17 protein-coding genes are annotated in these 21,003 nt (G+C 52.0%); 6 read left to right on the top strand and 11 right to left on the bottom strand.

All coding sequences use genetic code 11. From position 1 onward, the window contains the following. Window positions 1–149: 149 nt before the first annotated feature. From GU926_RS18110 to GU926_RS18090, 5 genes are all read left to right on the top strand, one after another. A complete protein-coding gene (locus tag GU926_RS18110) occupies window positions 150–407 on the top strand; it encodes a hypothetical protein (protein WP_160694410.1) in 258 nt (85 codons plus the stop codon). Between the two features lie 397 nt (window positions 408–804). Next, a complete protein-coding gene (locus GU926_RS18105; protein ID WP_160694408.1) occupies window positions 805–1,479 on the top strand; it encodes a Crp/Fnr family transcriptional regulator in 675 nt (224 codons plus the stop codon). Further along, window positions 1,460–2,116 (top strand): CatA-like O-acetyltransferase, encoded by a 657-nt coding sequence (locus GU926_RS18100; RefSeq protein ID WP_160694406.1) that lies wholly within the window; start codon window positions 1,460–1,462, stop codon window positions 2,114–2,116. Before GU926_RS18105 ends, GU926_RS18100 begins: the two co-directional genes overlap by 20 nt. Before the next feature lie 508 nt (window positions 2,117–2,624). Continuing rightward, window positions 2,625–2,867, top strand: a complete 243-nt coding sequence (locus tag GU926_RS18095; RefSeq protein WP_160694404.1) for a hypothetical protein — start codon at window positions 2,625–2,627, stop codon at window positions 2,865–2,867. 394 nt (window positions 2,868–3,261) lie between these two features. Next, window positions 3,262–5,424: a S9 family peptidase gene (locus GU926_RS18090; RefSeq protein ID WP_160694402.1), complete on the top strand. Its 2,163-nt coding sequence runs from the start codon at window positions 3,262–3,264 to the stop codon at window positions 5,422–5,424. A gap of 728 nt (window positions 5,425–6,152) precedes the next feature. Here the strand turns inward: GU926_RS18090 and GU926_RS18085 are convergent. The 11 genes from GU926_RS18085 to GU926_RS18035 form a co-directional block, all read right to left on the bottom strand. Next, the gene (locus GU926_RS18085; protein ID WP_160694400.1) at window positions 6,153–7,220 is read right to left on the bottom strand and encodes a fatty acid desaturase family protein; all 1,068 of its coding nucleotides are present in this window, start codon (window positions 7,218–7,220) and stop codon (window positions 6,153–6,155) included. Window positions 7,221–7,617: 397 nt separating this feature from the next. Continuing rightward, window positions 7,618–8,124 (bottom strand): DinB family protein, encoded by a 507-nt coding sequence (locus GU926_RS18080; protein ID WP_160694398.1) that lies wholly within the window; start codon window positions 8,122–8,124, stop codon window positions 7,618–7,620. Window positions 8,125–8,297: 173 nt separating this feature from the next. Further along, a complete protein-coding gene (locus tag GU926_RS18075; protein ID WP_160694396.1) occupies window positions 8,298–8,711 on the bottom strand; it encodes a hypothetical protein in 414 nt (137 codons plus the stop codon). Between the two features lie 101 nt (window positions 8,712–8,812). Next, window positions 8,813–13,798, bottom strand: coding sequence for a DNA repair ATPase (locus GU926_RS18070; protein ID WP_160694394.1), 4,986 nt, complete (start codon window positions 13,796–13,798; stop codon window positions 8,813–8,815). Between the two features lie 266 nt (window positions 13,799–14,064). Next, complete coding sequence (locus tag GU926_RS18065) at window positions 14,065–14,745, bottom strand: hypothetical protein (protein WP_160694392.1); 681 nt, start codon at window positions 14,743–14,745, stop codon at window positions 14,065–14,067. 262 nt (window positions 14,746–15,007) lie between these two features. Then, window positions 15,008–17,179 (bottom strand): flotillin family protein, encoded by a 2,172-nt coding sequence (locus tag GU926_RS18060; RefSeq protein ID WP_160694390.1) that lies wholly within the window; start codon window positions 17,177–17,179, stop codon window positions 15,008–15,010. Window positions 17,180–17,191: 12 nt separating this feature from the next. Continuing rightward, entirely contained in the window at window positions 17,192–17,818 is a 627-nt protein-coding gene (locus GU926_RS18055; protein ID WP_160694388.1) for an OB-fold-containig protein, read from the bottom strand. Between the two features lie 101 nt (window positions 17,819–17,919). Then, window positions 17,920–18,093, bottom strand: a complete 174-nt coding sequence (locus GU926_RS18050) for a hypothetical protein (protein WP_160694386.1) — start codon at window positions 18,091–18,093, stop codon at window positions 17,920–17,922. 403 nt (window positions 18,094–18,496) lie between these two features. Continuing rightward, a complete protein-coding gene (locus GU926_RS18045) occupies window positions 18,497–19,225 on the bottom strand; it encodes a PspA/IM30 family protein (protein ID WP_160694384.1) in 729 nt (242 codons plus the stop codon). A gap of 11 nt (window positions 19,226–19,236) precedes the next feature. After that, complete coding sequence (locus GU926_RS18040; RefSeq protein WP_160694382.1) at window positions 19,237–19,635, bottom strand: YbjN domain-containing protein; 399 nt, start codon at window positions 19,633–19,635, stop codon at window positions 19,237–19,239. Window positions 19,636–19,667: 32 nt separating this feature from the next. Beyond that, window positions 19,668–19,880, bottom strand: coding sequence for a hypothetical protein (locus GU926_RS18035; RefSeq protein ID WP_160694380.1), 213 nt, complete (start codon window positions 19,878–19,880; stop codon window positions 19,668–19,670). Between the two features lie 290 nt (window positions 19,881–20,170). Between GU926_RS18035 and GU926_RS18030 the strand changes: the two genes are divergently transcribed. After that, a complete protein-coding gene (locus tag GU926_RS18030; RefSeq protein ID WP_160694378.1) occupies window positions 20,171–20,962 on the top strand; it encodes an XRE family transcriptional regulator in 792 nt (263 codons plus the stop codon). Window positions 20,963–21,003: the final 41 nt, after the last annotated feature.

The following is a 21,003-nucleotide window of genomic DNA, read 5'->3' as shown; positions in this document are numbered from 1 at the left end:
AGGAATGCTGGCCGTCAAGGCTTTATTCTTTTCTTTCTCCGTTTCCCGTACGCCAGAACTGTGGGTTTACCCAGAACCGCTGGGGCTTCTCCCGGAAACTTATTTGCCTTATTTTTGCTTTTGAAGTGACCCCCACCTTTTAAGAAACCATGCTAGAATATTCCATCTTCAGAAAGCTTCCGCCGTGGTTACAGGCCCAGGAACTGGCCCAGAAAGGCGCCTATCTGGCCAACCGGCAGCACAAGGATTGGACCGTCCAACTGTTCTACATTGACCAGCGGTTTGTGGAAGTCTGGAACCGAGGCCCCCTGCAAGTTGTGAGTACGTTCTATGAGCCCGCCAACGCCCTGCACGTGGTAGAGCCGTACCTAGGCGGATTAGAAATGCCGGAGTGGTTTACACAATAGAATAGCCTTTTCAAACAGACCTCCCAACCTCACGAGAGCCACGCCCACATTGCGTGGCTTTTTCTATTCCCTACAAAAGGCTTTTCTGAGTTTCTAAGCTGAAAGGCAAGGCTTTCTTCCATAGGGCAAGCCTCTGGTGGTGCCATAGAAGCAAACCGCCTTCTGGTCTTTTCTTATCTATGCACGTTTGCAACCTGCCTCTAGGCTAACTACAAGCTAACACCTGCGGTTGTACCTGCTGAGGAAAGCTTTCGGGGTGAAGGCGTTTTTGGCCTACTTCCTAGGAAACAGGCCAAAAACGGACGTAGCTCTGACTTGAACGAGTTTTCTCCTCCTGCTGCCAGCCTGAAAGACAAATGTCCTTGGGTGGGTTGAGGCAAGGCCGTAAGTTTGTGGCATGGAAGAGCAGTTTTTCACAGAATACCGCACCCGGGTGTCGCATTTTCTCCAGGCGCACCCTGCCGTGCTCGCCCGCTACCAAAGCACCGTGGTAACCGTGCCTGCGCAGTCAGAGTTGCTGCAACAAGGCGAAAAACCCAAAGGCGTGTATGTTTTGGCTTCGGGACTGGTGAAGGTCACACGCGCCACCGCCAACGGCCCTTTGTTTACGTTGGGCGTGTTTGGCCCCGGCGAGATGGAAGGCGACGTGGAGGCTATCCTGGACATTCCCTACATCTGCACCGTGCACGCCCTCACCCACTGCACGTTCCATTACCTGTCCCGCGACAAGTTTCTGCAGATGCTGGCCCAAGAACCCGACTTCAACCTGCTGGTGCACACTTCCATGGCTTCTAAACTAGTCAACACGTCTTTGCAGACGTCCATCCAGAGCACCAACCGCCTGTATTACACTTTGCTCATTGTACTGCGGGAACTTGCACAGATAAGCGACCTGCACATCACCAAGAGCCTGCTCACTGAGTTTCTGGGCACATCGCAGCGCAACCTGAACCGGCTCCTTGGGCAGTTGGAAGAGGAACGGCTGGTACAGGTAAAGGGCGCCACCATTTTACACATTCATCCATCCCAGTTAGAGAAAAGAATCAGTACCTATGACTTCCAGATACAGTAAACAACCCATTCTTTTGCAAGGCTGGGACCGCGAAGAGCAGTTTACCTTCTTCAAGAATTTTGACCAGCCGTTCTTTAACGTGCACACCGAGGTAGACCTTACGCCGCTTTACGCCTATTGCAAGCGCACCCAGACTTCGGTGTTTCTGGCTTACTTGTACGTGACCCTGCAAGCCGCCAGAACCACTGAGAATTTCCTATACCGCCTGGAAGACGGAAAACCGATCAAGTACGATGGCCTGGACATTTCCACCACGCTGCTCAAAGACAACCAGACCATTGCTTTCGCGCACTTCCCGTTCCAGGACTCGCTGACTGATTTTTGCGCTTCGGCCCAACAGGTGATTCAGGAAGTAAAATCCAGCCCTGGCCTTTTCCATGGCTACCAGGGCCCAGACAACCTGCACGTGACCACGCTGCCGTGGTTTCCTTTCAAAGGCATGGAACACGCCTTCCAGATCAACCAACAAGACCCGGGCATTCCCAAAATCGCCTTCGGACGGCTGGAAACCCGTGAGGAGAAGGTTTTCCTCCCGCTCAGCATCGCCCTCCACCATGCCTTAGGAGACGGCTTTCACGTTCATCTTTTTCTGGAAAACATGGCCGGCTACATCAATGCCTTTGACTTTGCTGGGTGACGTTGAGTGAATGAGTGATTGAGTGATTGAGTGAATGAGTGAATGAGTGATTGAGTGAATTTGGAGATGTGGAGATGTAAAATTATCCCTCCCGAAAGTTTGAGCGGAGAGGTAACTTGTGGGTAACCTAGGAGCAAGTTTCCAAACTTGCGTTGGTGGAAAGAAGGAAGAATGCGGTTTTCACAAGTTTATAAACTTGCCCCAACCAAAGCTCCAAGTTATAAACTTGAAGCAGAGATATTGACGTTTGGCAACGGCCTATCTAACTTGCCCCCAAGATCCTTTCAGGATGACAATAGTGAGGGAGTCATAAGTTTCATATCCCCTCCTTCTCAAATTTTCAAATCCTCAAATTTTCACATCTACACATCTTCACATCTCCTCAACAACCCGTTTTAAGGTTATTTCCCAGAAAACAGGCCAAAAACGGAGGACGGTCTACCTTTTCCAGCATAATCACGTTAAACCCAATTCGTAATTTTTAATTTCTAATTTCTAATTGACAGACATGATTCAGCGGGAAGTAACGGACAAGGACAATCTTACCTGGACGTGCGTGCAGGCGTATGCGGGCTTAGAGGGAGACGCGGCAGAGAAAGCCACCGAACTCAGTGAGACAGACAATGGCCAGGTGACGGTGGTCTGCACGCCCAGCGGACAGGCCCAGACGGTGAGGCTGGAGGTAGCCAAAGACTGGCTAGACAGCTTATCTGACGAGGACCTTGTCCAGCAGATTGAGCAAGCCCGGTAGGCGCCGCTTAGGATGACAGGAAATTAAGTGCACCCGGGCTCTTGTGATTTACAAATCATAAGAGCCCGTTTGTTTTTGGCTTGTTTTCCAGGAAATATGCCAAAAACGAGGGACAAGCGTTTGGTACCAGAAAAGTAAGGCACGTGAAAGGTAGGAGTTGGTGGATTTTTTCTAGATTTAAGGCAGGGCTTTTTATATCGCCTTAGAACTGGTTTCAATTTTGATTTTGCGGGCGAATACAGGCAGAGCGGACTTCTGCAGATGCCTTTTCTGAGCAGCGTAGCGAGGCTATGGTGCGCGTAAAAGGCAGAGGTAGGTTCTGGCAATGGCATTGGGCTTTGCAAAAGATAGATTTACACCAGCGCTTACTTCCAAACCTCCACACCAACCGAACATGAACAAAAGATGCCTCGCTTTCCTGCTTTTCTGGTGGGTAAGCCTTTCCTGTGGTTTCGCGCAGCAGGACAACAGCCTCATCCAGATCACAGACCTGCTCAAAATCAAGCAGATGGGATCAGTGGCGCTTTCGCCAGACGGCAAACAGGTGGCCTTTACCGTCACCAGCATTGAGCCAGACGCCGCCCAGAAAAACGAGTACAAGTACGTGACGCAGCTGTTTCTGCAACCCGCCAACGGCAGCGCCCCGGCGCGGCAGCTCACCTACGGCACCAGCAACTCATCCCAACCCACCTGGAGCCCAGACGGTAAGCAACTGGCCTTCGTGCGCGTGGCAGACGGCAAGCCTCAGATTTTTTTGATGTCCTTTGCCGGCGGCGAGCCCGTGCAGCTGACCAAATTTAAATACGGCGCCAGCCAACCACAGTGGAGCCCAAATGGGCAACAACTCCTGTTCACCTCGGGCATAGCCTTGCGGGAACTGTTGGCAGACTCGCTGCTCAACCCCACCCACGATGTGCCAAAATGGTCTTATGAGAAACCGGGTTTCTTCCAGAACGAGCACCTGCGCCCCAACGCCGCCAAAGCCAATCCAGACGGTTCCCTCGCTGAGATCAGAAGCTATCTGGACCAGAACGAGAAGGACAACAAGGCCAAGGTCATCAACCAACTGTCGTTTCAGGAAGAGTCTACCACCTCGTCAAACATCAGCCTATCTCACATTTTCATCATAGACACCAAGCCGGGCGCAACGGCCAAAGATTTGACGCCTGGTTTCGTGTCCAGCTCTAACGGGCAGTTTGTGAACAATGGCAGACAGATCGTCTTTGAGGGAGATGCCAGCGCAGAGGAAAACCCTACCCGCGCCTTGGAGAATTCCATCTACCTCATCAACGCTGACGGCACGGGCCTTAAAACGCTGGTCTCTAAGAAAGGCTTCTCCTACAACGGCGTGTCCGTGTCCCCGTCGGGCAAGATGCTGGCCTTCCAGTACAGCCCGGTCATGGAGGTGGCGAACCCGGTGCTGGCCGTCATGCCTGTAGACGGTTCCCTGGCCAACACAGTCTCCCTGCCTTATGATCGTACCAAAAGCAACCTCACCTGGGATGAAAAGGAACGGAACCTGTACTTTGTCTCACCGTCTAACGGGGGCTTCGTCCTGAACCGCGCCGATGTGAAAAGCAAAAAAATCACCCAGCTCACCGACTTTACCGCCGGCGTGGGCAGCTTTGACTTGAAGAAAGGCCAACTGGTATTTGTGAAGACCGAAGTAGCCAACCCCAATGAGCTCTACACGGCCAATGCCGATGCCAAAAACGCCAAGCGCCTCACCTCCTTCAATTATGACTGGGTGAAAAACAAAAAGCTGAGCCAGCCAGAGAAACACACCTTCACCAATGACAAAGGCCAAACGATAGAATACTGGGTCATGAAGCCCACCAACTTTACGGCCGGTCAGAAATATCCGCTTTTGCTGGAGATTCACGGAGGACCTACCGCCATGTGGGGACCCGGCGAGGGCAGCATGTGGCACGAGTACCAGTACTTCGCGTCCAGGGGCTATGGCGTGGTGTACAGCAACCCGCGCGGCTCTGGTGGGTACGGCGAAGAGTTCATGCGCGCCAACATCAAGGACTGGGGCGCCGGCCCGGCCAGCGACGTGTTAACCGCTCTTGACAAAACCGTGGCCCAAGGCTGGGCCGACACGTCTAAACTGGCCGTTACGGGCGGGTCTTACGGCGGCTACCTGGTCTCCTGGATTTTGGGTCATGACAAGCGCTTCAAGGCGGCCTGCTCACAGCGGGGCGTGTATGATTTGACCACCTTCTTTGGCGAAGGAAACGCTTGGCGTTTGGTGCCAAACTACTTTGGCGGCTATCCTTGGGAGACCGAAAACAAAGCCATCATCCAGAGCGAGTCGCCGTTCACCTACGTGCAGAACATCACCACGCCGCTCATCATCTTCCACGGCGAAAATGACCTACGCACGGGCGTCATCCAAAGCGAAATGCTCTACAAGGCCCTCAAAATCCTGAACCGGCCCGTAGAATACGTCCGCCACCCCGGGGCCACCCATGAAATCACCCGCACCGGCAACAACCGCCAACGCATTGACCAAATGCTCCGCACCTATGAGTTCTTTGAACGCTACCTGAAGTAATAATTAATGACTAGTGATTAATAAGTGTAGTCAACAAGGCCGTTCCCATGGGAGCGGGCCTTGTTGTTTTTGGCTTGTTTTCTGGAAAAGAGGCCAAAAACAGCAGCGTCGTTCCACCGAACGACGCTACAATCGGCAGACGGCCGCAAGGCCGGGCCGGTCACGTGTAAGCAGATAAAAACCGTGCGCCAGCGCGAACGACTCTGCAGCGGCAGCCAAGGCTATTGCCTGCAATTAGCCTTACCAACCATCAGACCTTAGCAGACCCCACCTTTACCAGTACTGATCCTGAGCGCCTCTGGTGTTTGTGCGCCGCGGTGAGCGGCGGAGGGGACAAAGTCCCACAAACAACAGCAGCGCGAAGGGCCAGGACGGGGCCCCGCGGCCGTGAGCGCATAGCAGACACAATGAAACAAGAAAGGGAGTGCGCACCGGAAGAAAGAGACTACGAAGGAATAGCGGAATGCGTGCACAAAAGCATAAGAACAAACCACGCAAATAACCCCTGCCCCAAAGAAATCCAATAGAAGAAAACCGTTTTGGCCATTGGCCCGCGCCCCATCAATAACGGCACAAGATGATAGCTTAAAAACCAGGTTCAACACCCAAACCACCTTACCCCTCTCCTTCAGCCTGAATTAATCCTTAAAACCAGCCTAAAAACGTCAAGGCCTGAATCTGGTGGATTCAGGCCTTGACGTTTTGTTTGTTAGATCGAGTATGGGAGCTTATGCAGCTTTGGCCAGATATCTCAGGTGAGAAATGTGCGAAGCAATGGCCGTTCTTGTTTTTGCGTACTCAATATACGGAATTTTGTATTCAGCACAAGTCTGTTTTATGATTTTACTGATCTCAGGATAGTGTACGTGGGAGATTTTAGGGAACAAATGGTGCTCTATCTGGAAATTCAATCCGCCGGTTAGCCAAGACACCACTTTGTTTTTAGTAGCGAAGTTGGCCGTGGTACGCAACTGATGAATGGCCCATTCGTCTTCAATCTTGTTGGTCTGCTCACAGGCCACCGGGAAATGGGCGTCTTCTACGGTGTGTGCCAGCTGAAACACAATGCTGAGTACCAGACCCGTGAACATGCCATATACCAAGAAACCTACCAGCCAAGGCAAGAACCCCACCATGTAAATAGGCACCACCACAAACATTAAAAAGTGTTGCACTTTGAAAGCCCAGAACGAGATGTGCTCAGAGCGCTTCATTTTCTTGAGAGGAATATCGCCTACCTTCTGGGTAAAGTACTTCACGTAGTCTGTAAAGAAAATCCAGTAGATGTAGAGCATGGAATAGGCTCCCCAGAAATAGAAATGCTGGTATCTATGTATGCCCAGGCGTTTCTGGTTCTCGCAGAGGCGCAGGAACGGGCGCGCGTCCAGGTCATCGTCTACGCCGTCAATATTGGTGTAGGTGTGGTGAATGACGTTGTGCTTGGTGGTCCACATGAAAATGTTGGCGCCCATCACGTTCAGGGAAAGACCGGCCAGTTCATTCAACCATTTTTTCTTGCTGAAGCTGCCGTGGCCGCCGTCATGCATGATGTTAAAGCCAATGGCCGCCGTCACGCCGCCCAGCAATACGCATTCTACCAGGGCCAGCCAGGTGGCAGGCGTAAAGAACACCAGGTGCACGTACAGGAACAGAAGGCTTGCCACCAGGATGACCGCCTTGGTGTATAGTTTGTAGTTGCCGGTGGGCGAGGTGCCCCGGTCCTTGAAATACTGATTAATCCTATTTTTCAGCTCAGAGTGAAAGCCGGTGGGTTGCAAAAATCTTGGCGTCGCCATAAATAACAATTAGGTGATGAGAAGGCTACAGATGAATAATACGCCTTCGGCACAAATTTATATCTATAACTGACTTTAAAGGTAACGTTTTCTACGCGAGTTTTAATTCAACCGGGACCAGACTCCGGCATCTTTTCCTTCTAAAGATTACCGTTTATAGCCTGTTTCCCTTAAAACCAGCAAAAAACGCATGTTTAAGTCATGGTAGAAATACGGACTTTCTAGCAGGTTGGGTTTTGCCGGATGGAGGAAATTTTTCAACAGTCTCACAAAAGTTTGCCTGTTCTAAGCGCAATGAAGGCCCTTTGGGGCAAGGAGGGAAAACACAAAACCCGTTTTTAGCCTATTTCTCAGAAAAGAAGCTAAAAACGGGACTTTGGTAAAAGTGGGTGAACAGTTAGCCAGCAAAGGCCTCATCGGCGGTGGGGCCGTACATGCCCGGCACCGGAACGTCCAGCAGACGCAAGTACACAGACAGCTGCCCGCGGTGATGGATAAGGTGGTTCATGGCCACGGATCTGATGACGGCCGCCTTGGGCATGGCCATGATCACGTTCTCTCCGTGCCGCAACGTCCAGGTCTTGCCAAACTCCTCAGCTGAGGCTTGGGTGAGGGCCTCGGTGACCTGGGCCACCACCTGGTCATGGAAGTCTACAAGTTCCTGGGTGGTGCTTGCGTGAAAGGGCTTGAATTTCTGCTTGACAAAGTCTGTCTCCTCGGTTTGCAGAACATTGCTGATGAACATACTGGGGATTTCTGCCACGTGGGCGGCCAGTTTACCCAGGGAAAAGCTTTTGGCGTGCGGCTGCCAGTCCAACTTTTCGTCCGGCACCCGTTCCAGCATTCGGCGGGTGCTTTTGGCTTCGCGGGTAAACTCTTGCAACAATATTTGATTTAAGTCCATGGCTTTGTAGGTGAAGGATATGATCCGATAGAGCGGGTAAGTTAAGGAAAGGCTGGGTATCTGGAAAGTCCCCCTAACCAAGAAGTAGACTCCCTCCCGGAAAGGGCACCGCTCTTTCTCTTACCGCCTGTGTATTCTCACCAAAAATAGCCAAAGGAGCTAATGTGCCGCGTTTACTTTACTTTTTCATTCAGGTAGGCTGCGTCTCCCTCTATGAATGCCTGAAGCAGTTGGGCGGCTTGCTCTTTGGTTTGGTCTAATACCTCAGTGGTGTATTTCTCCTCAAACCTTTCCATGAGCCCGAACAGCCTTTTCACCTTTTGCGGCCGCCGGTAAGACACATAGAAAATAAGCTTCCCCTTGTCTTTTAGGGCAGACAGCAGCATTTCCCGCTTCTGCTCTTTTTGAAAAACATTCAAGGTGGGCGAAAAATGAAAATCATCAATGGCAGAGTCTTCCATCTTCTGAAGCCACTCCTCCCACGCAAATTCCCGGAAAACCTGCTTGAGCTGGCCACCGTCTACGTAACCCAAATCCACTTCCTCTGAGCTGAACGGGTCTGAAAATGTATGATGAAACTGGGCCATTCAGGTTAAGACTAGGTGGATAATCGCTTAATGTTGACTAAAGTCGTTTTTGGGCAGTTTTGGGTAAAACAGCTCAAAAACGACTTTTTAGGATTCGGCTATCAATTTGACAGAGGGGTTGGCGGAGTGGTCAGAACCTGCCTCTCTCCCAGCACCTGCTTAATTCCAGAAAGGCCGTCAGAGATGTTCTCCATCTGCGCCAGCACCTGCCCTACCTGGTTGCCATCCCCGAATCCTTTGAGCTTGTTGTTTCTGACGAAGGCGGTTTTGATGTCTTCCCAACGCTGGGTTTCCTCTGGCGTGGCTACCCCGATGAGCTGCTTGAACTTGAGCATATTGGCCTCGGCGCCCGTGGTCAGGGTCTGGGACTCTGATTGGTAATGCGACAAGATGAGGGTGTGCAGTTCGGCCTCATTCATGATGGGCATGATCTTCTCTGCCAGCTTGTTCATGTTGCGGTACGATCCCTGCAGTTTGAACGGAGGCTCAGTGCGGTACTCATCGGCTTGGGCCGCCGACCGGATATACTCCAGGTTCACCTTCAACAGGACGTCGCGCACATGCAGAAGCTTTTTCAGGACGGCCACGTACTCGTTGATTTTCTCGGCGGTGTGGCTTGCTTCCAGTTCCATGCCTTCATTGCTGCCGGTCTGGGCCAGTTGCACCAGCGCGTACACGTCTTTCTGGCTTTTGGCTGCCAGCTTTGCCAGCACGGTATTGGAGGTAAGTGAGTTTTCCAGATAGCTCAGCTTGAACACGTCCTCGGTATCCCCAATGATGTCGCCCAGGTTGTAAATATCGGCGCGGTTGGCTAGCATGTCAGGGATCCGGAACTTGTCACCCGTCTCGGTGTAGGGGTTTCCTGCCATGACCACGCACACTTTCTTCCCCCGGAAGTCATAAGTTCGGCTGCGGCCTTTGTATACGCCCTCAATCTTGCGCTGGGCATCGCAGAGCGAGATAAACTTCTGCAGGAATTCAGGATTACAGTGCTGAATGTCGTCCAGGTAGATCATGACGTTGTCGCCCATCTCAAAAGAAAGGTTCAGCTTTTCCAGCTCTTCGCGGGCGGCGGCGTTGGGAGCCTCCGTAGGGTCCAGCGCGGTGACCTGGTGCCCGATGGCCGGTCCGTTAATCTTCATGAAGATGATGCCCAAGCGGTTGGCGATGTACTCCATGAGCGTGGTCTTGCCATAACCCGGCGGCGACAGCAATAGCAGCATGCCCATGAGATCGGTGCGTTTGGTTTCACCGGCGGTGCCCATCTGCTTGGCCAGGTTGGCGCCAATGAGCGGCAGGTACACCTGGTCAATCAACTTATTCCGGACGAAGGAAGACATGACCCGCGGCTTGAACTCCTGCAACCGCAACTCCTCTTCAAAGGCGGCGGTCATCTGGTGCTTAAGCGCATGGAACGCCTTAAACTGGCTCACCACCTGCTCCTCATAGCCATGTAGTTTCTGCTGGAACCCGTGGAAGTGCAATTGATACTTTTGCTCCTGCAACAGCGGGTGCGTGCCCTGCATGCCTGCCAAGACCTCACGTAGGTGGGCGTGCACCACTTGCTTGGGCTTCAGGTCTTGTAAAAATAAGAGCACGGCTGCCTCTGGTACATATTCAATATCTGCTGCCAGATTTGCCTGCGACAGGTACGCCTTGAGCCAATGTTGCAACAGTTCCAGCTGCTCAACTTTGTTTTCTTCCAAAGCCGAGACTGATGCTTCAAACATGGTCCACGCCTTTTTCTCAGAAAGGTACTGCTGGAAGTTCTGCACCAATTCGGCGGCCTGAGCGCTGGAGATGAACTGGTCGTTGCGGGTGAGTTCAAAGAACAGGTACTCGCCAGCGGCTAATGGATCAGCCTCTGGCAACAAACCACTCTCCTGCTGGAATACCTTAAGCTCACGCTGCAGATCTGCCTTGATGTTGTCAAACTGATGCGTTTCTGGGAACACCTGTAAGATGGCGCTTACGCCTTTAAGCTGGTGATGGAACAGCTGTTTTTGGCCTTCTTTCAGGAAAACAGCCCAAAAACAACGGGCCAGCGCGCGATTAGTGGCGGTGTAGCGGAGCAGGTCTGCCGTCTTGAACAGGCGCACCAGTGAGGTCAGGATCAGGGCTGCGTCCTGGTCGTGCACGCCCTTCAGGTAGCCCTCATTGAACCGGGAGGCCATGAACTTCTGCACGTATTCCAGCAACTCTCCTGACGACAGCGTATGCAATTGGTCTAACGTTAGGAGCTGCAATGTTCCCTCCTGGCCATCTGCCGGGGCGGCTATGTTTTTTGCCTGCTGCGCGGCCTGCAGAATCTGGAACGCCAGGTACTCAGCGCGGTACACCTGGTTATTTTCTGAGACAAGCGACTGCTCCCAAACGGGCCGGAAGCTCAGGAAACGCTCATCTATTATCTTTTCAAAGAAGCTGGTGCCGGTGAGGTGGTAGTACATGGCTTCGTCACGGTGCACAATGCTCAGTTCCAGCGGCTGGGTGTTTACCGTAAAATGGTGGGTGCCAAACTTGAGCACGTTCTGGCCTTCTACAAACAGTTCGCTCTTGTCTTTGAGCTGGCGCACAGCGTCCTCGCGAAGGGTTTTCAGGCGGCTCTGGATGGCATCGGCTTTCACCGTGTCGCCCATAGCCAGAAGCTCGTCTACGGTGGTGCGCACCTTCTCCATCATCAAATCTGAGGCGAAGTAACCGTTGATTTCGGCCACGGTGCCCAGCTTGCCCAGGCGGCTTTGGACGGCTTTGAGAATGCGGTCGGCGGCTTGTTGCAGGGTGGTGGCGCGTTTGTTGCGGGCTTCCTGCAGGGCGGCTTTCTTGCTCTCAAACGCAGAGTAAATCTCTTCACGCTTGTCGGCTATGATTTCTAAAAAGGCGTCAAACTCAGAGAAGCGCCCTTCCAGCTCCTCTAATTGCACCATGAGCTTGGTCAGGTATTCTTCGCATTTCTGGGGCGTGTCACAGACGTCCAAAAAGTTGATGACGCTCTGGCTGATGAGTTTGATTTGTGCGTTGAACTCGGCTTGGCCTTCACTGCTCAACAGCTCCTGCCGCTTGCGTTTGAGGGTGGCTTTGGTTTTGTTGAAGGACGCATAAATGGTGGAGATGGCGTCTACTATGCGCGTGGTCTGGGTGGCATCTTCCATCTTGAGGTTGCTCACAATCTCAATGAGCATCTCCAGCTCTGTACTCACGGCCGCAATCTCCTTGTCAGTGGCGTCAGCCTCCACCACTTTGGCAATCTTGTCTATGCTGGCGGTAATGTCACTTACCCGTAGCTGGTAGGGAGCCAGCGCATCTGGCTTGAGCAGAAAGTCTACAGTCTGGTTGGCCAGCTCCTGGCTGAAACTTTGCAACTGGGCCTCATACTGCTCAATGCGCACCAAGTCTGCGTAGCGCAACTCCTTCAAAGAAATCACTTCGCCGCGCACTGAACGCACATCCGCTAAGGCTTTCACATACTCATTAATGTGCCCGGCGCTCTGCAGCTTGAGTTTGGCCAACAACGCATCTGCCGTGCCCAATACCGTTTCTACCTGAGTCTGGGTGTTTTTTCTAATGCTTATGACCTTCTCAAATTCCTCAACCGCGGCGGTGGCCGTCTGCCTGATGGCCGTGAGGGGCTGCGCTAACGCAAACGTCTCTTTTTTGCCCAACCAGTGGTAGGAATCCAGTAAGTCTGAGGTGAGCTTGATGAGGTCCAGGTACAGGTTGTCATAGGAGTCTTCTTTGTGGACCAGGGTCAGAATCTCGGTGCACTCGGCCATGGCCCGCACAATTTCTTTGTTGCCTATCTTGTACAGGAAACTCTCTTTGGTAACCGGAATGGTGTAGTTGCTGCCAATGTACGGCGTCTGCCAAATCTGGAGGGCATGGTGCTTTTTGGGCTCCTCGTCTGCCCTGAAATAGCAGAGCTCGCCGTTCTCATAGATGGCGTACCCGTGGCAGATGATGGGGCTCTCAATCTTTTGGGTGATGAGGTTGTAGCTCAGGAGCAGGTACACGCCAGTCTGCTTGTTGTAGAAGACGTACAGGAAATCTTCGCCGTTGGGCGAGGCAATGCGTTTCTCAAACAGCATCTCCTGCAAGCCGTTGTCAAAGCTTTTGAACTCGCCGGTCTGCAGGTAATAGCCATAGGCGTAAATGATGCCTTGGTCCTCTGGCAGAAACACGCAGCAATCCTGAAGGGCGTCAATGCGCCGCGCCTCTTTCAATTTGGCGTTGTAAACGATGTAGCGGTAGTTGTTTTCACGGTAGGGCTTGATCTTGAGCAGAATCAGGTTCCCGATGAGGGCGTAATACAGCTCAGAATCATCCAGGGTCTGGTCTTTGTCCTCCACGGGCTCAGAGTAAATGCCCTGCCCGGTGTCTGTATTGTCTTCTACCTTGATAGTGAGGTCGCCGCCAATGGTTTCCACAAACACCTTGTCTTCAATGGAGATGTGAGGGTGCTTGCCCGGGCGGTGCGCCTCTCTGGCAACGCGTTTCCAGGCGAAGTCATGCTGGTTGGGGAAGCTGTATTCATGGTCTGAGCGGTTGTCCAGGTAGGTGATTTTTCCGGCCTGTAGCGCCCATTTAAAGGTTTTGATGTCATTGACGCCTTTCCCTATGCGAAACACCATGAACAGGTGCACGCCCTGGACGGCAAACTTGACAAACTGCGTGTTCTTGTAGTATTTGTACAGCTTCTGAAACTCGTCCAGAAATTCCGCGTGGTTGATAAGCTCCAGCCCCTGCTGCTGAAAAGTGTGGTTCTGGTAAAGATAGACGCTGAACACGTCGCTCAGTTCCACGTCGGTCTTCAGGCCCAGGTGCACGTTGTAGCCAAACAGCAGCTGTTCTCCTACCGGCACCATGTCCCAGGGCACGCAGTTGTGCTCTGTGGTGACGCGCTCCGTGGTAAGCAGTTTGGTTTCAATCGCCCCGAAGACTTCTTTCCGTTCCTGGTTGAGTTGGTCCAGCAACCCGCGCAGCTCGCCGCCGCTCTTGGCTAAACGGTTACGCAGAATTTCATAGGTGCCGCCTTCTAACTGAACGGGGGCATTTGAAGTGGGAGTATTGGTATCTGGAGTAACAGTGCTCATGGTAGTAAAGGTTGTACCTCACCCCATGTTCTCCTTGCAGAAGGGAAATCAAATGGTTGTGCGGGCGAGGTAGTATGGTATAAGGTTCGTTTTTAGCCTATTTCTTAGAAAACAGGCCAAAAACAGATGGGTGCTGGCCTCCCAAAGCTCTTTCAGTTGGGAGGCGCACCACTTTATTTATTTGTTCTCTGAACAGGAAATTCCATAAAAAAGGAAACGCAAAAGAAGGAGCGCCGCAGAAAACACCTTATACCAACCTCAATCCCCTAGTTTCTCAACTGGGCAAGCTGTTGTTTGAGCTCTTCTACCTTGTTAGCCTCAGACTGCTGGTCGCGCTTGAGTTTGATTTCCTTCTCACGGGCGGCCTGCTTGTAGTTCTTAAACTCTTCGCTTACCTCTTCATAGGCGTCAATCTTCTCCTGGGCCTCCACGTTGCTTTTCTTGTACATGACAGACAACACCGCTGACAGGATGCCTAAGCCCAAAATAATGCCCAGGCTCAGCCACACATACATCTGCTTGTCCATGTCCATTCCCAATACAGACAGGCTGGCCACGTCATGCGCGCCTTGCTGCAATTGTTGCTCTTTCTTGGCATTCTCCTGCTGCAACGCCTGAATCTGCGCCTTCTGATCGGTTATTTCCTGCTTGGCCTTTTCTAACGCCACGGCTACGTCTTTGCCGGCGTTCTTAATGCTTTGCTGGCGCAACTGGAGCGTGTCCTGTACGCTTTTGAGCAAGGCGTCTAACCCGCTTTCACGTACCACCCGGTAACTCTGGCCATTTTCTGTGTAAGCAGAAGACCTGAACTTAAGGGAGTTGAATTGTTGCGGAAGCGTATAGGCAGCGCGGTTTCTAGCCGGCGTGGCAGTTTTAGTCTGGGCTTGCGCCAGGCCTGAGGTCAGGACGGCGGCACCGAAAACAATAGAAAGGGCGAGGGCTTTCATGCGTAAAGGATAAGGGTCAAAAATTATTACCTGTGAAAATAAAGCTACTGATTTCCGGTGAAGGGTAAAAGCCGAAGCCCACTCTTCTAAGGTTTTTCAATATTTTTTCTAGCGTAGTCCTATTTTGAACGCTCTTCTTTCGTTTTTAGCCTGTTTCCTAGAAAAAAGCCCAAAAACGATCCTGACTCCACTCTTCCCTTTCTATTTTCCCCGATGGTTCCTCAGGGCGCCCTTTTTAAAGAGCGCCCTGAGGATGAGGACCTTAGTTGAGCGTGTACACCGGTTGGTCACCCAGACCAAGGGCCGTAGCCGTAGAGGTCAATTCCTTGAGGGTGTTGGCGGTGGCGTCATCCAGGGTTTTCTGCTGCATCATTTTCAGGAGCAGGGCCGAAACGCTCAGATTGCGCACGTCTTCGGTGTCCATGCCGAACTGGGTGATAAAGCGCTGCAGGTTGGCCTTGAAGTCAATGTGTCCGTTGCCGTCCTTCTGGAAGAAGGCTTCTTTGACCGTGCCCAGCACTTCACTGTTGGCCACCAGGCGGTCTACCTGCTTGCCCTTGGTGATGGAGCCTACAATCTGGTCAAAGAACATGGTCTCCCCGCCTACAATGTCAATTTTGGCCGCTTTCAAGGCCTCAGAAATCACGCTGGCCTGGGCGGCGGCAATCTCTTTCTGGATGTCAATGTGGGCCAGTTCAATGGCTTTGTCTTTCTCCAGACGCAGCTTGAACTCTTCGTGCTCTTTGCCTACGCCGTCCAGTTTCTTCATGGCGTCTGCCTTCTCTTCAATACCTTTGGCTTCAACGGTGAACTTCTCACCGCTCACGCGGGCCTCGGCTAAACCACGTTTCTCTTCAGCGGCGGCCAGATTGGCAATGATGGACGCATCGGCAAGGCCTTTTTCCTGGGTTACCTTGGCGGCCACCAGACCTAGTTTCTCATCGGCTTCGGCCTGGGCCTCTGCTTGTACTTTGGTGGCTTTGGCGCTGGCAATGGCCTGGCGCTCGGTTACCACGGCTTCGGCTTCGCCTTCTTTCTGGCGGGCGGCGGCCTTGGCTTCCATCACCTGGGCCTCAGACAAACCAACGGCAGCGGCATGGGTTGCTTCGGCTTCGGCCATTACTTTTATGGCCTGGGCACGGTTGACAGAAGAAGTTTTCTCGGCCTCGGCGTCAATCAATAACTGCTCCGCTCTGAACTCAGCGGCCTGACGGGCAGCCTCAGCACCTTTGATCTCTTTCACCAGGGCTTCTTCGGCTTCCATGGTGGCCGTAGTAATGGCCACAGATTTGATACGCTCGGCTTCGGCGAAGGCTTTGGTGTCCTTGATTTTCTCTTCTTCCTCCACCACGGCTTTCTCCACTACCACGCGCTCTTTGATGATGGCCTGGATGTTCTTGCGCTCTTCTTCTACGGCTTTCTCTTTTTCAATCTGAGCCAGGGCCACAATGCGTTGCATCTCGTTTTCTTCCAAGAGTTTGGCCTGCTCAACGCGCACGGTTTCAATGGCGTCTGTGCGCTGTTTGCTGCGCTCGGCTACCAAGATCTGGCGGTCGCGGTTCTGCTCAGAGATTTGTACTTCTTCATCTGTGGCAATGCGGGCTCTTTCTGAGATCATGCGCTGTTCCTGGGTTACTTTCTCAATCTCGGCAGATTCTCTGGCTTTGATGGAGGCAATCTCGCGGCGCTGCTTTTCCTGGTTCTCGGCTAGCTGTTTTTCCAGCTCCAGAATGGTTTCCTGCGCTTCTACGTTTTGCTTCTTGATGGTTTTCTCGCGCTCGCGCTCAATCAGGTTGGCTTGTACTTTCTGCTTGGCGGTCAGGTCAATGATCTTCTTGATACCTTCAGCGTCCAGGATGTTGTTCTCATTCAGGCTGGAAAGCGGGGTCTGCTCTAAATAGTCAATGGCGCAGTCATCCAGGATATAACCGTTCAAGTCAGTGCCAATAGTGGCCAGGATCTGGCGCTTGAACTCGTCGCGGCTTTGGTACAAGTCCACGAAGTCAAAGTGCTTACCAACGGTCTTCAAGGCTTCTGAGAACTTGGCGTCAAAGAGGCTTTCCAGGGCCAAAGGGTCTGAGGCCCGCTTACAGCCAATGGACTGCGCCACGTTCACCACGTCCTCGGCAGTCTTGTTTACGCGCACAAAGAAGTTCACCTTAATATCAGCGCGCAGGTTGTCTTTACAGATGAGGCCTTCGGTGCCGGTGCGGGCAATCACGATGGTTTTGAGGGTGATGTCCATCATTTCCAGCTTGTGGATGATGGGCACCACAAAAATGCCGGAGAAGGACACTTTGGTGTCACCCATGCCGGTGCGCACCATGGCTTCTCCCTGAATGGCTTTGCGGTACATCTTTATAATCACAATAAAGAGCCCGAAGACAATCACCGCCAGCATGACGGTGGTGGCTAGAGTAAGAGATTGAAACATAAAAGGATAAGATTAAAGGGATTCGTAGGGTTCTATTAAATACAATTGGTTTTCTGGAAGGTAGTCAATCACCAGCGCGGTCTCTCCTTTCTGGACAAGGTGGCCCTGGGTGGTTTTGACGTTGAGCAAGAGCGGCGATCCGGCGGTTTTCACGGCGGCCTGGCCTATCTGGGTGGCATTGGCGGGCAGCAGGATGGTACACATCTGCCCAATGACCGTGGTTTTAGGCGCTTCTTCTTTCTCCATGATGGTAAATAACTTCACAAAGGGCCAGGTAAGCAGCTTGGCGATAAAAAGACAAAAAAAAGCGATTGGGAACATAAATAGCACGCCCAACCAACTGTCCTGCGTGCCTAACAGGCTATTCACGCCCACGCACATTACCCAGAACGGCAGCGCGAAGAAGGACAAGAAGAACATGAGCGGGATTCTGCCCAAATTGAAAAAAGCGAGTGCAGAGTTGAACCAGGCAATAGAAGAAAGGCCGTCTACGTCTGCATCTGTATCCAAATCCACATCCAGGGAACTTAGGTCCAGCAACCCAATGATGACCGTAAGCCAGTAGATGAGCACGAAAATGAGCAGCCCAGAGGCAAAGGCGTTGGCACTGGAAAAGGAGGCTTGTAAAAGTTCAATCATACGTACGCGGGTTCTCTCCTCTAAATCTACAAATTCTCAATTACTTCTGCGGCTAATTCTTGCCAGTTGCTTCTTTTTCCAGCGGCATCAGGCAGATTTTGCTACGGTTGCAGCCCCTGGGGCAACAATTGCAGAAACAGGTCTTGGCACGTGTCTGCACTCACTAAGATGACTTCTGCCCGCATCTGCGCGAGGCCTGGCAGAGTAGCCATGGGTGCCGGGTACCCGCCCACCCCTTGGGTGATGGCCCACAAGCACAAGGCCGCAAAAAACATAAATCCAATTTTACCCACCTTGCTAGACGTTAAATTTGAAATACTGCATCTTGATTCTGGACGAAGGATTCGTTTTTGGCCTCTTTCTCAGAAAACAGGCCAAAAACGGTGGCGGGTCTTGCGGTAATTCTATATAGCGTGCTCACCTGGCTCTCTCCCCTCTTGCTGCTTTCTGAAATATCCAGAGGTTGCTTATTTTTCTATGACCTAGCCTTCGCCGAGGAGTAGAAATCCTGAACAACGGACTGCAAACCTCAATTCTGCAAAGCAGAGAGATACAAGCTCAGGAACCCTGAACCGCTACTTCTCAGCCCAGCAGCAGGAGCCGAAAGCCGGCAAAAACCGACATTGTCCGTTTTTGGGCTATTTCCTGGAAAACAGCCCAAAAACGCTGGCGCCTTTCTTATTCTGCCGGGGTTTCTGGCGAGGTGGTGAATCCAAGTTTGGCTTTCAGGGCTTCTACTTCTTTAGCCGATTTCTGCGCCGAGCTGGTTTCCAGGGCCTTCTCAATTTCCTGGTCAATGGAGCGGCTTTCATTGGCAATCTCGCCGTATGATTCTGCCAGGGCTTCTTCTACCGCAACTTTTTCCTTCATGCGCTCCAGCAACGCCACCGTGCCCGACGAGTCAATCTGGGCCAGTTGCTTGTTAATGGTCTTGGTGGCGTTGCTCACCGTCACCCTGGACTTTAAGACCCGCAGCTCGTTCTCCCATTTGCTGATGGTAGACCTGAGTGTTTTAATGTTGGCATCCATCTGGGCCACGCTCTTCTCAAACTTGAGCTGGTCCTCCTGCGCATTGGCAGACAAAGCCGTGTTTTCCTCTTTCTTGACCAGGGCCTCACCGGCCAGGCGGTCTGCCTCGGTGGCGCTCAGTTCGCCGCGGTGGGCGCGCTGCAACAGTTGCACGGCCTTGCTTTCATAGTCCTGGGCTTTGGCTTTGTAGTTTTCCACGTCGTTACTGGACCTGATGGCCATGGCTTTGACCTCGGCTAGGGCTCTCAGGCTCTTGTCCAGGTCTTCTTTCATGTCCCGGATGCCCTGTTCCGTCAATTTGATGGGGTTTTCCAGCTGGTCTACCGCCGAGTGGGCTTCGGCCTGCCCTATTTTGAAAATGCGTTTAAGAATATTCATAGCGTGTTTCTTTAGTTTTTTGAGAATTGAATGAGTTGGTCTGAGTATTCGCTCAGCAGCAGCGCAAGGGAGTTGAGGGAAGCCTCAATCTCATGCAGGTCTAGTTTGGCCATTTGCAGCGTGTCCCGGAAGATGAGTTTCTGGCCCGTCTCATCCAGCACAAAGGCTCCGTGAATGATGTCGCGGTTTTTCTGGAGCAGGCTCTGGCAAATCTCCACGGTGACCTTGGGCAGTTCCAGCAGGTATTGCTCCATGATCAGCAGCGGGTCTGCGCAACCAATGACCAGGTTGGTAATGCCCAGGCTTTCCTTGTCAACCACAAACACCTTGTCATGGGGGTCTTCCAGCCTAATCTGAAAACCCAGCTCCAACAGATAGTCTTTTACTTTTAAGAAGTAGTTGTTTTCCATAGTATGTCTTTATGCGAGTGCGCTCTAGCTCTCTAACGCGAAGCCTTTGGTTGGAACATTTGCTGCCTCAGGAAATCCACCAGATAGTAGCTTACTCCCCACATGGCCAGGTCTGCCAGAAACTTCAGGTTGAAAATACCTTCCTGCAAGATATGGTACTCAAATCCCAGAACCGCCTTCACTAGTTTCACCAGGACAAAGGTGATGAAAAGCGTGGCCATGTAAGTGTTGGTTCTCTGGTTCATAGTTCTCTTTATTTACTTTCAGTCTTTCTCCCTATCCGCTGGCCTGTTTCCGATTTGGAAGGCCTTGCTGGTTTACCTTATCTCAACTTCTGCTCATAATCCTGACATTCTACCGGAACTTCTTTTTATGAGTGCTAAAACAGCGAAATTCTTGTTTTACCTAGCATTGCTCATAATAGTAGCCACATTTACAGAAATAGTCCTTATCTTGTCCTGATTTCGAAGGCAATTATACTACAAAAAATAGATACGCTCAAAATTGTAGCAGGTTTATTTTTAAAATATTTTTTATGTCGTGCATCGGGAAGAACATTAAGAAAATCAGGACGGTCAAGAATTTGAGCCAGGCCGGTTTCGCGCAACTATTTGATTTAGCGCGCCCTAGCGTGGGTGCCTATGAAGAAGGCCGCTCTGAACCCAAGATTGACACGCTCATTCAGATTGCCCGGCACTTCGGCGTAAGCCTGGACCTTCTCATCACCAAAGAACTCACCGTCAATGATTTATACGGCTTTGACATCTTTAAACGGGACCTACACCAGAGCCAGCTGCTCAAAAAAGTAGCAGATACGCCTGAGCCTTCCGCGCAGAAGGCGGTTTTGGTGATGGGAGCATTGCAGGCAGCGTATCTTACCAGAAGGCAGGAGCGCGAGTTTTTGGAAAGCTTGCCCTTCATTGCCTTGCCCAACGCCAGTACTACCTTGCACCGCGCCTTTGAGCACCAGGGCTCTGAGATGCAGTACCAGCAGCACGGGCTCCGTCCAGGCGATTTGCTGTATTGCGCCGCCCTACCTGCTCAGCCCGAAGATCTGCAACCCAATGAATTGTATGTAGTAGTCACAGACGCGCAGATCATGGCCCGCCGCTACCAAGGCCTCACCCAGGAAGGCGCGCTGTCCATGAAAGCCGACAACCCAGATTATGAGTACCTGGCGGTGCCCGTAAAAGACGTGAGAGAAATTTGGCGCATTGAAGGCGTGTATAGCACGTACCTCAAGTCCCCGTCCTCTATAGAAGAGCGACTGGCCCGATTGGAGAGTCTGGTGCAGGGGCTTTTAGGTAAAGGCACGTCACTAGCGTAAAGCACCAAAAGGAAGCTCCGTTTTTGGCCTGTTTTCTGGGA

The sequence above is a fragment of the Nibribacter ruber genome, assembly GCF_009913235.1.
Lineage (GTDB): Bacteria > Bacteroidota > Bacteroidia > Cytophagales > Hymenobacteraceae > Nibribacter > Nibribacter ruber.
This window is presented reverse-complemented; position numbering and strand designations above follow the sequence as displayed.

Excerpts from the sequence above, each read along its gene's own strand:
- GU926_RS18065 (WP_160694392.1), bottom strand. The coding sequence starts at position 14,745 with ATGAAAGCCCTCGCCCTTTCTATTGTTTTCGGTGCCGCCGTCCTGACC.
- GU926_RS18095 (WP_160694404.1), top strand. The coding sequence starts at position 2,625 with ATGATTCAGCGGGAAGTAACGGACAAGGACAATCTTACCTGGACGTGC.
- GU926_RS18035 (WP_160694380.1), bottom strand. The coding sequence starts at position 19,880 with ATGAACCAGAGAACCAACACTTACATGGCCACGCTTTTCATCACCTTT.
- GU926_RS18030 (WP_160694378.1), top strand. The coding sequence starts at position 20,171 with ATGTCGTGCATCGGGAAGAACATTAAGAAAATCAGGACGGTCAAGAAT.
- GU926_RS18045 (WP_160694384.1), bottom strand. The coding sequence starts at position 19,225 with ATGAATATTCTTAAACGCATTTTCAAAATAGGGCAGGCCGAAGCCCAC.
- GU926_RS18085 (WP_160694400.1), bottom strand. The coding sequence starts at position 7,220 with ATGGCGACGCCAAGATTTTTGCAACCCACCGGCTTTCACTCTGAGCTG.
- GU926_RS18110 (WP_160694410.1), top strand. The coding sequence starts at position 150 with ATGCTAGAATATTCCATCTTCAGAAAGCTTCCGCCGTGGTTACAGGCC.
- GU926_RS18040 (WP_160694382.1), bottom strand. The coding sequence starts at position 19,635 with ATGGAAAACAACTACTTCTTAAAAGTAAAAGACTATCTGTTGGAGCTG.
- GU926_RS18105 (WP_160694408.1), top strand. The coding sequence starts at position 805 with ATGGAAGAGCAGTTTTTCACAGAATACCGCACCCGGGTGTCGCATTTT.
- GU926_RS18050 (WP_160694386.1), bottom strand. The coding sequence starts at position 18,093 with ATGTTTTTTGCGGCCTTGTGCTTGTGGGCCATCACCCAAGGGGTGGGC.
- GU926_RS18055 (WP_160694388.1), bottom strand. The coding sequence starts at position 17,818 with ATGATTGAACTTTTACAAGCCTCCTTTTCCAGTGCCAACGCCTTTGCC.
- GU926_RS18070 (WP_160694394.1), bottom strand. The coding sequence starts at position 13,798 with ATGAGCACTGTTACTCCAGATACCAATACTCCCACTTCAAATGCCCCC.
- GU926_RS18100 (WP_160694406.1), top strand. The coding sequence starts at position 1,460 with ATGACTTCCAGATACAGTAAACAACCCATTCTTTTGCAAGGCTGGGAC.
- GU926_RS18080 (WP_160694398.1), bottom strand. The coding sequence starts at position 8,124 with ATGGACTTAAATCAAATATTGTTGCAAGAGTTTACCCGCGAAGCCAAA.
- GU926_RS18060 (WP_160694390.1), bottom strand. The coding sequence starts at position 17,179 with ATGTTTCAATCTCTTACTCTAGCCACCACCGTCATGCTGGCGGTGATT.
- GU926_RS18090 (WP_160694402.1), top strand. The coding sequence starts at position 3,262 with ATGAACAAAAGATGCCTCGCTTTCCTGCTTTTCTGGTGGGTAAGCCTT.
- GU926_RS18075 (WP_160694396.1), bottom strand. The coding sequence starts at position 8,711 with ATGGCCCAGTTTCATCATACATTTTCAGACCCGTTCAGCTCAGAGGAA.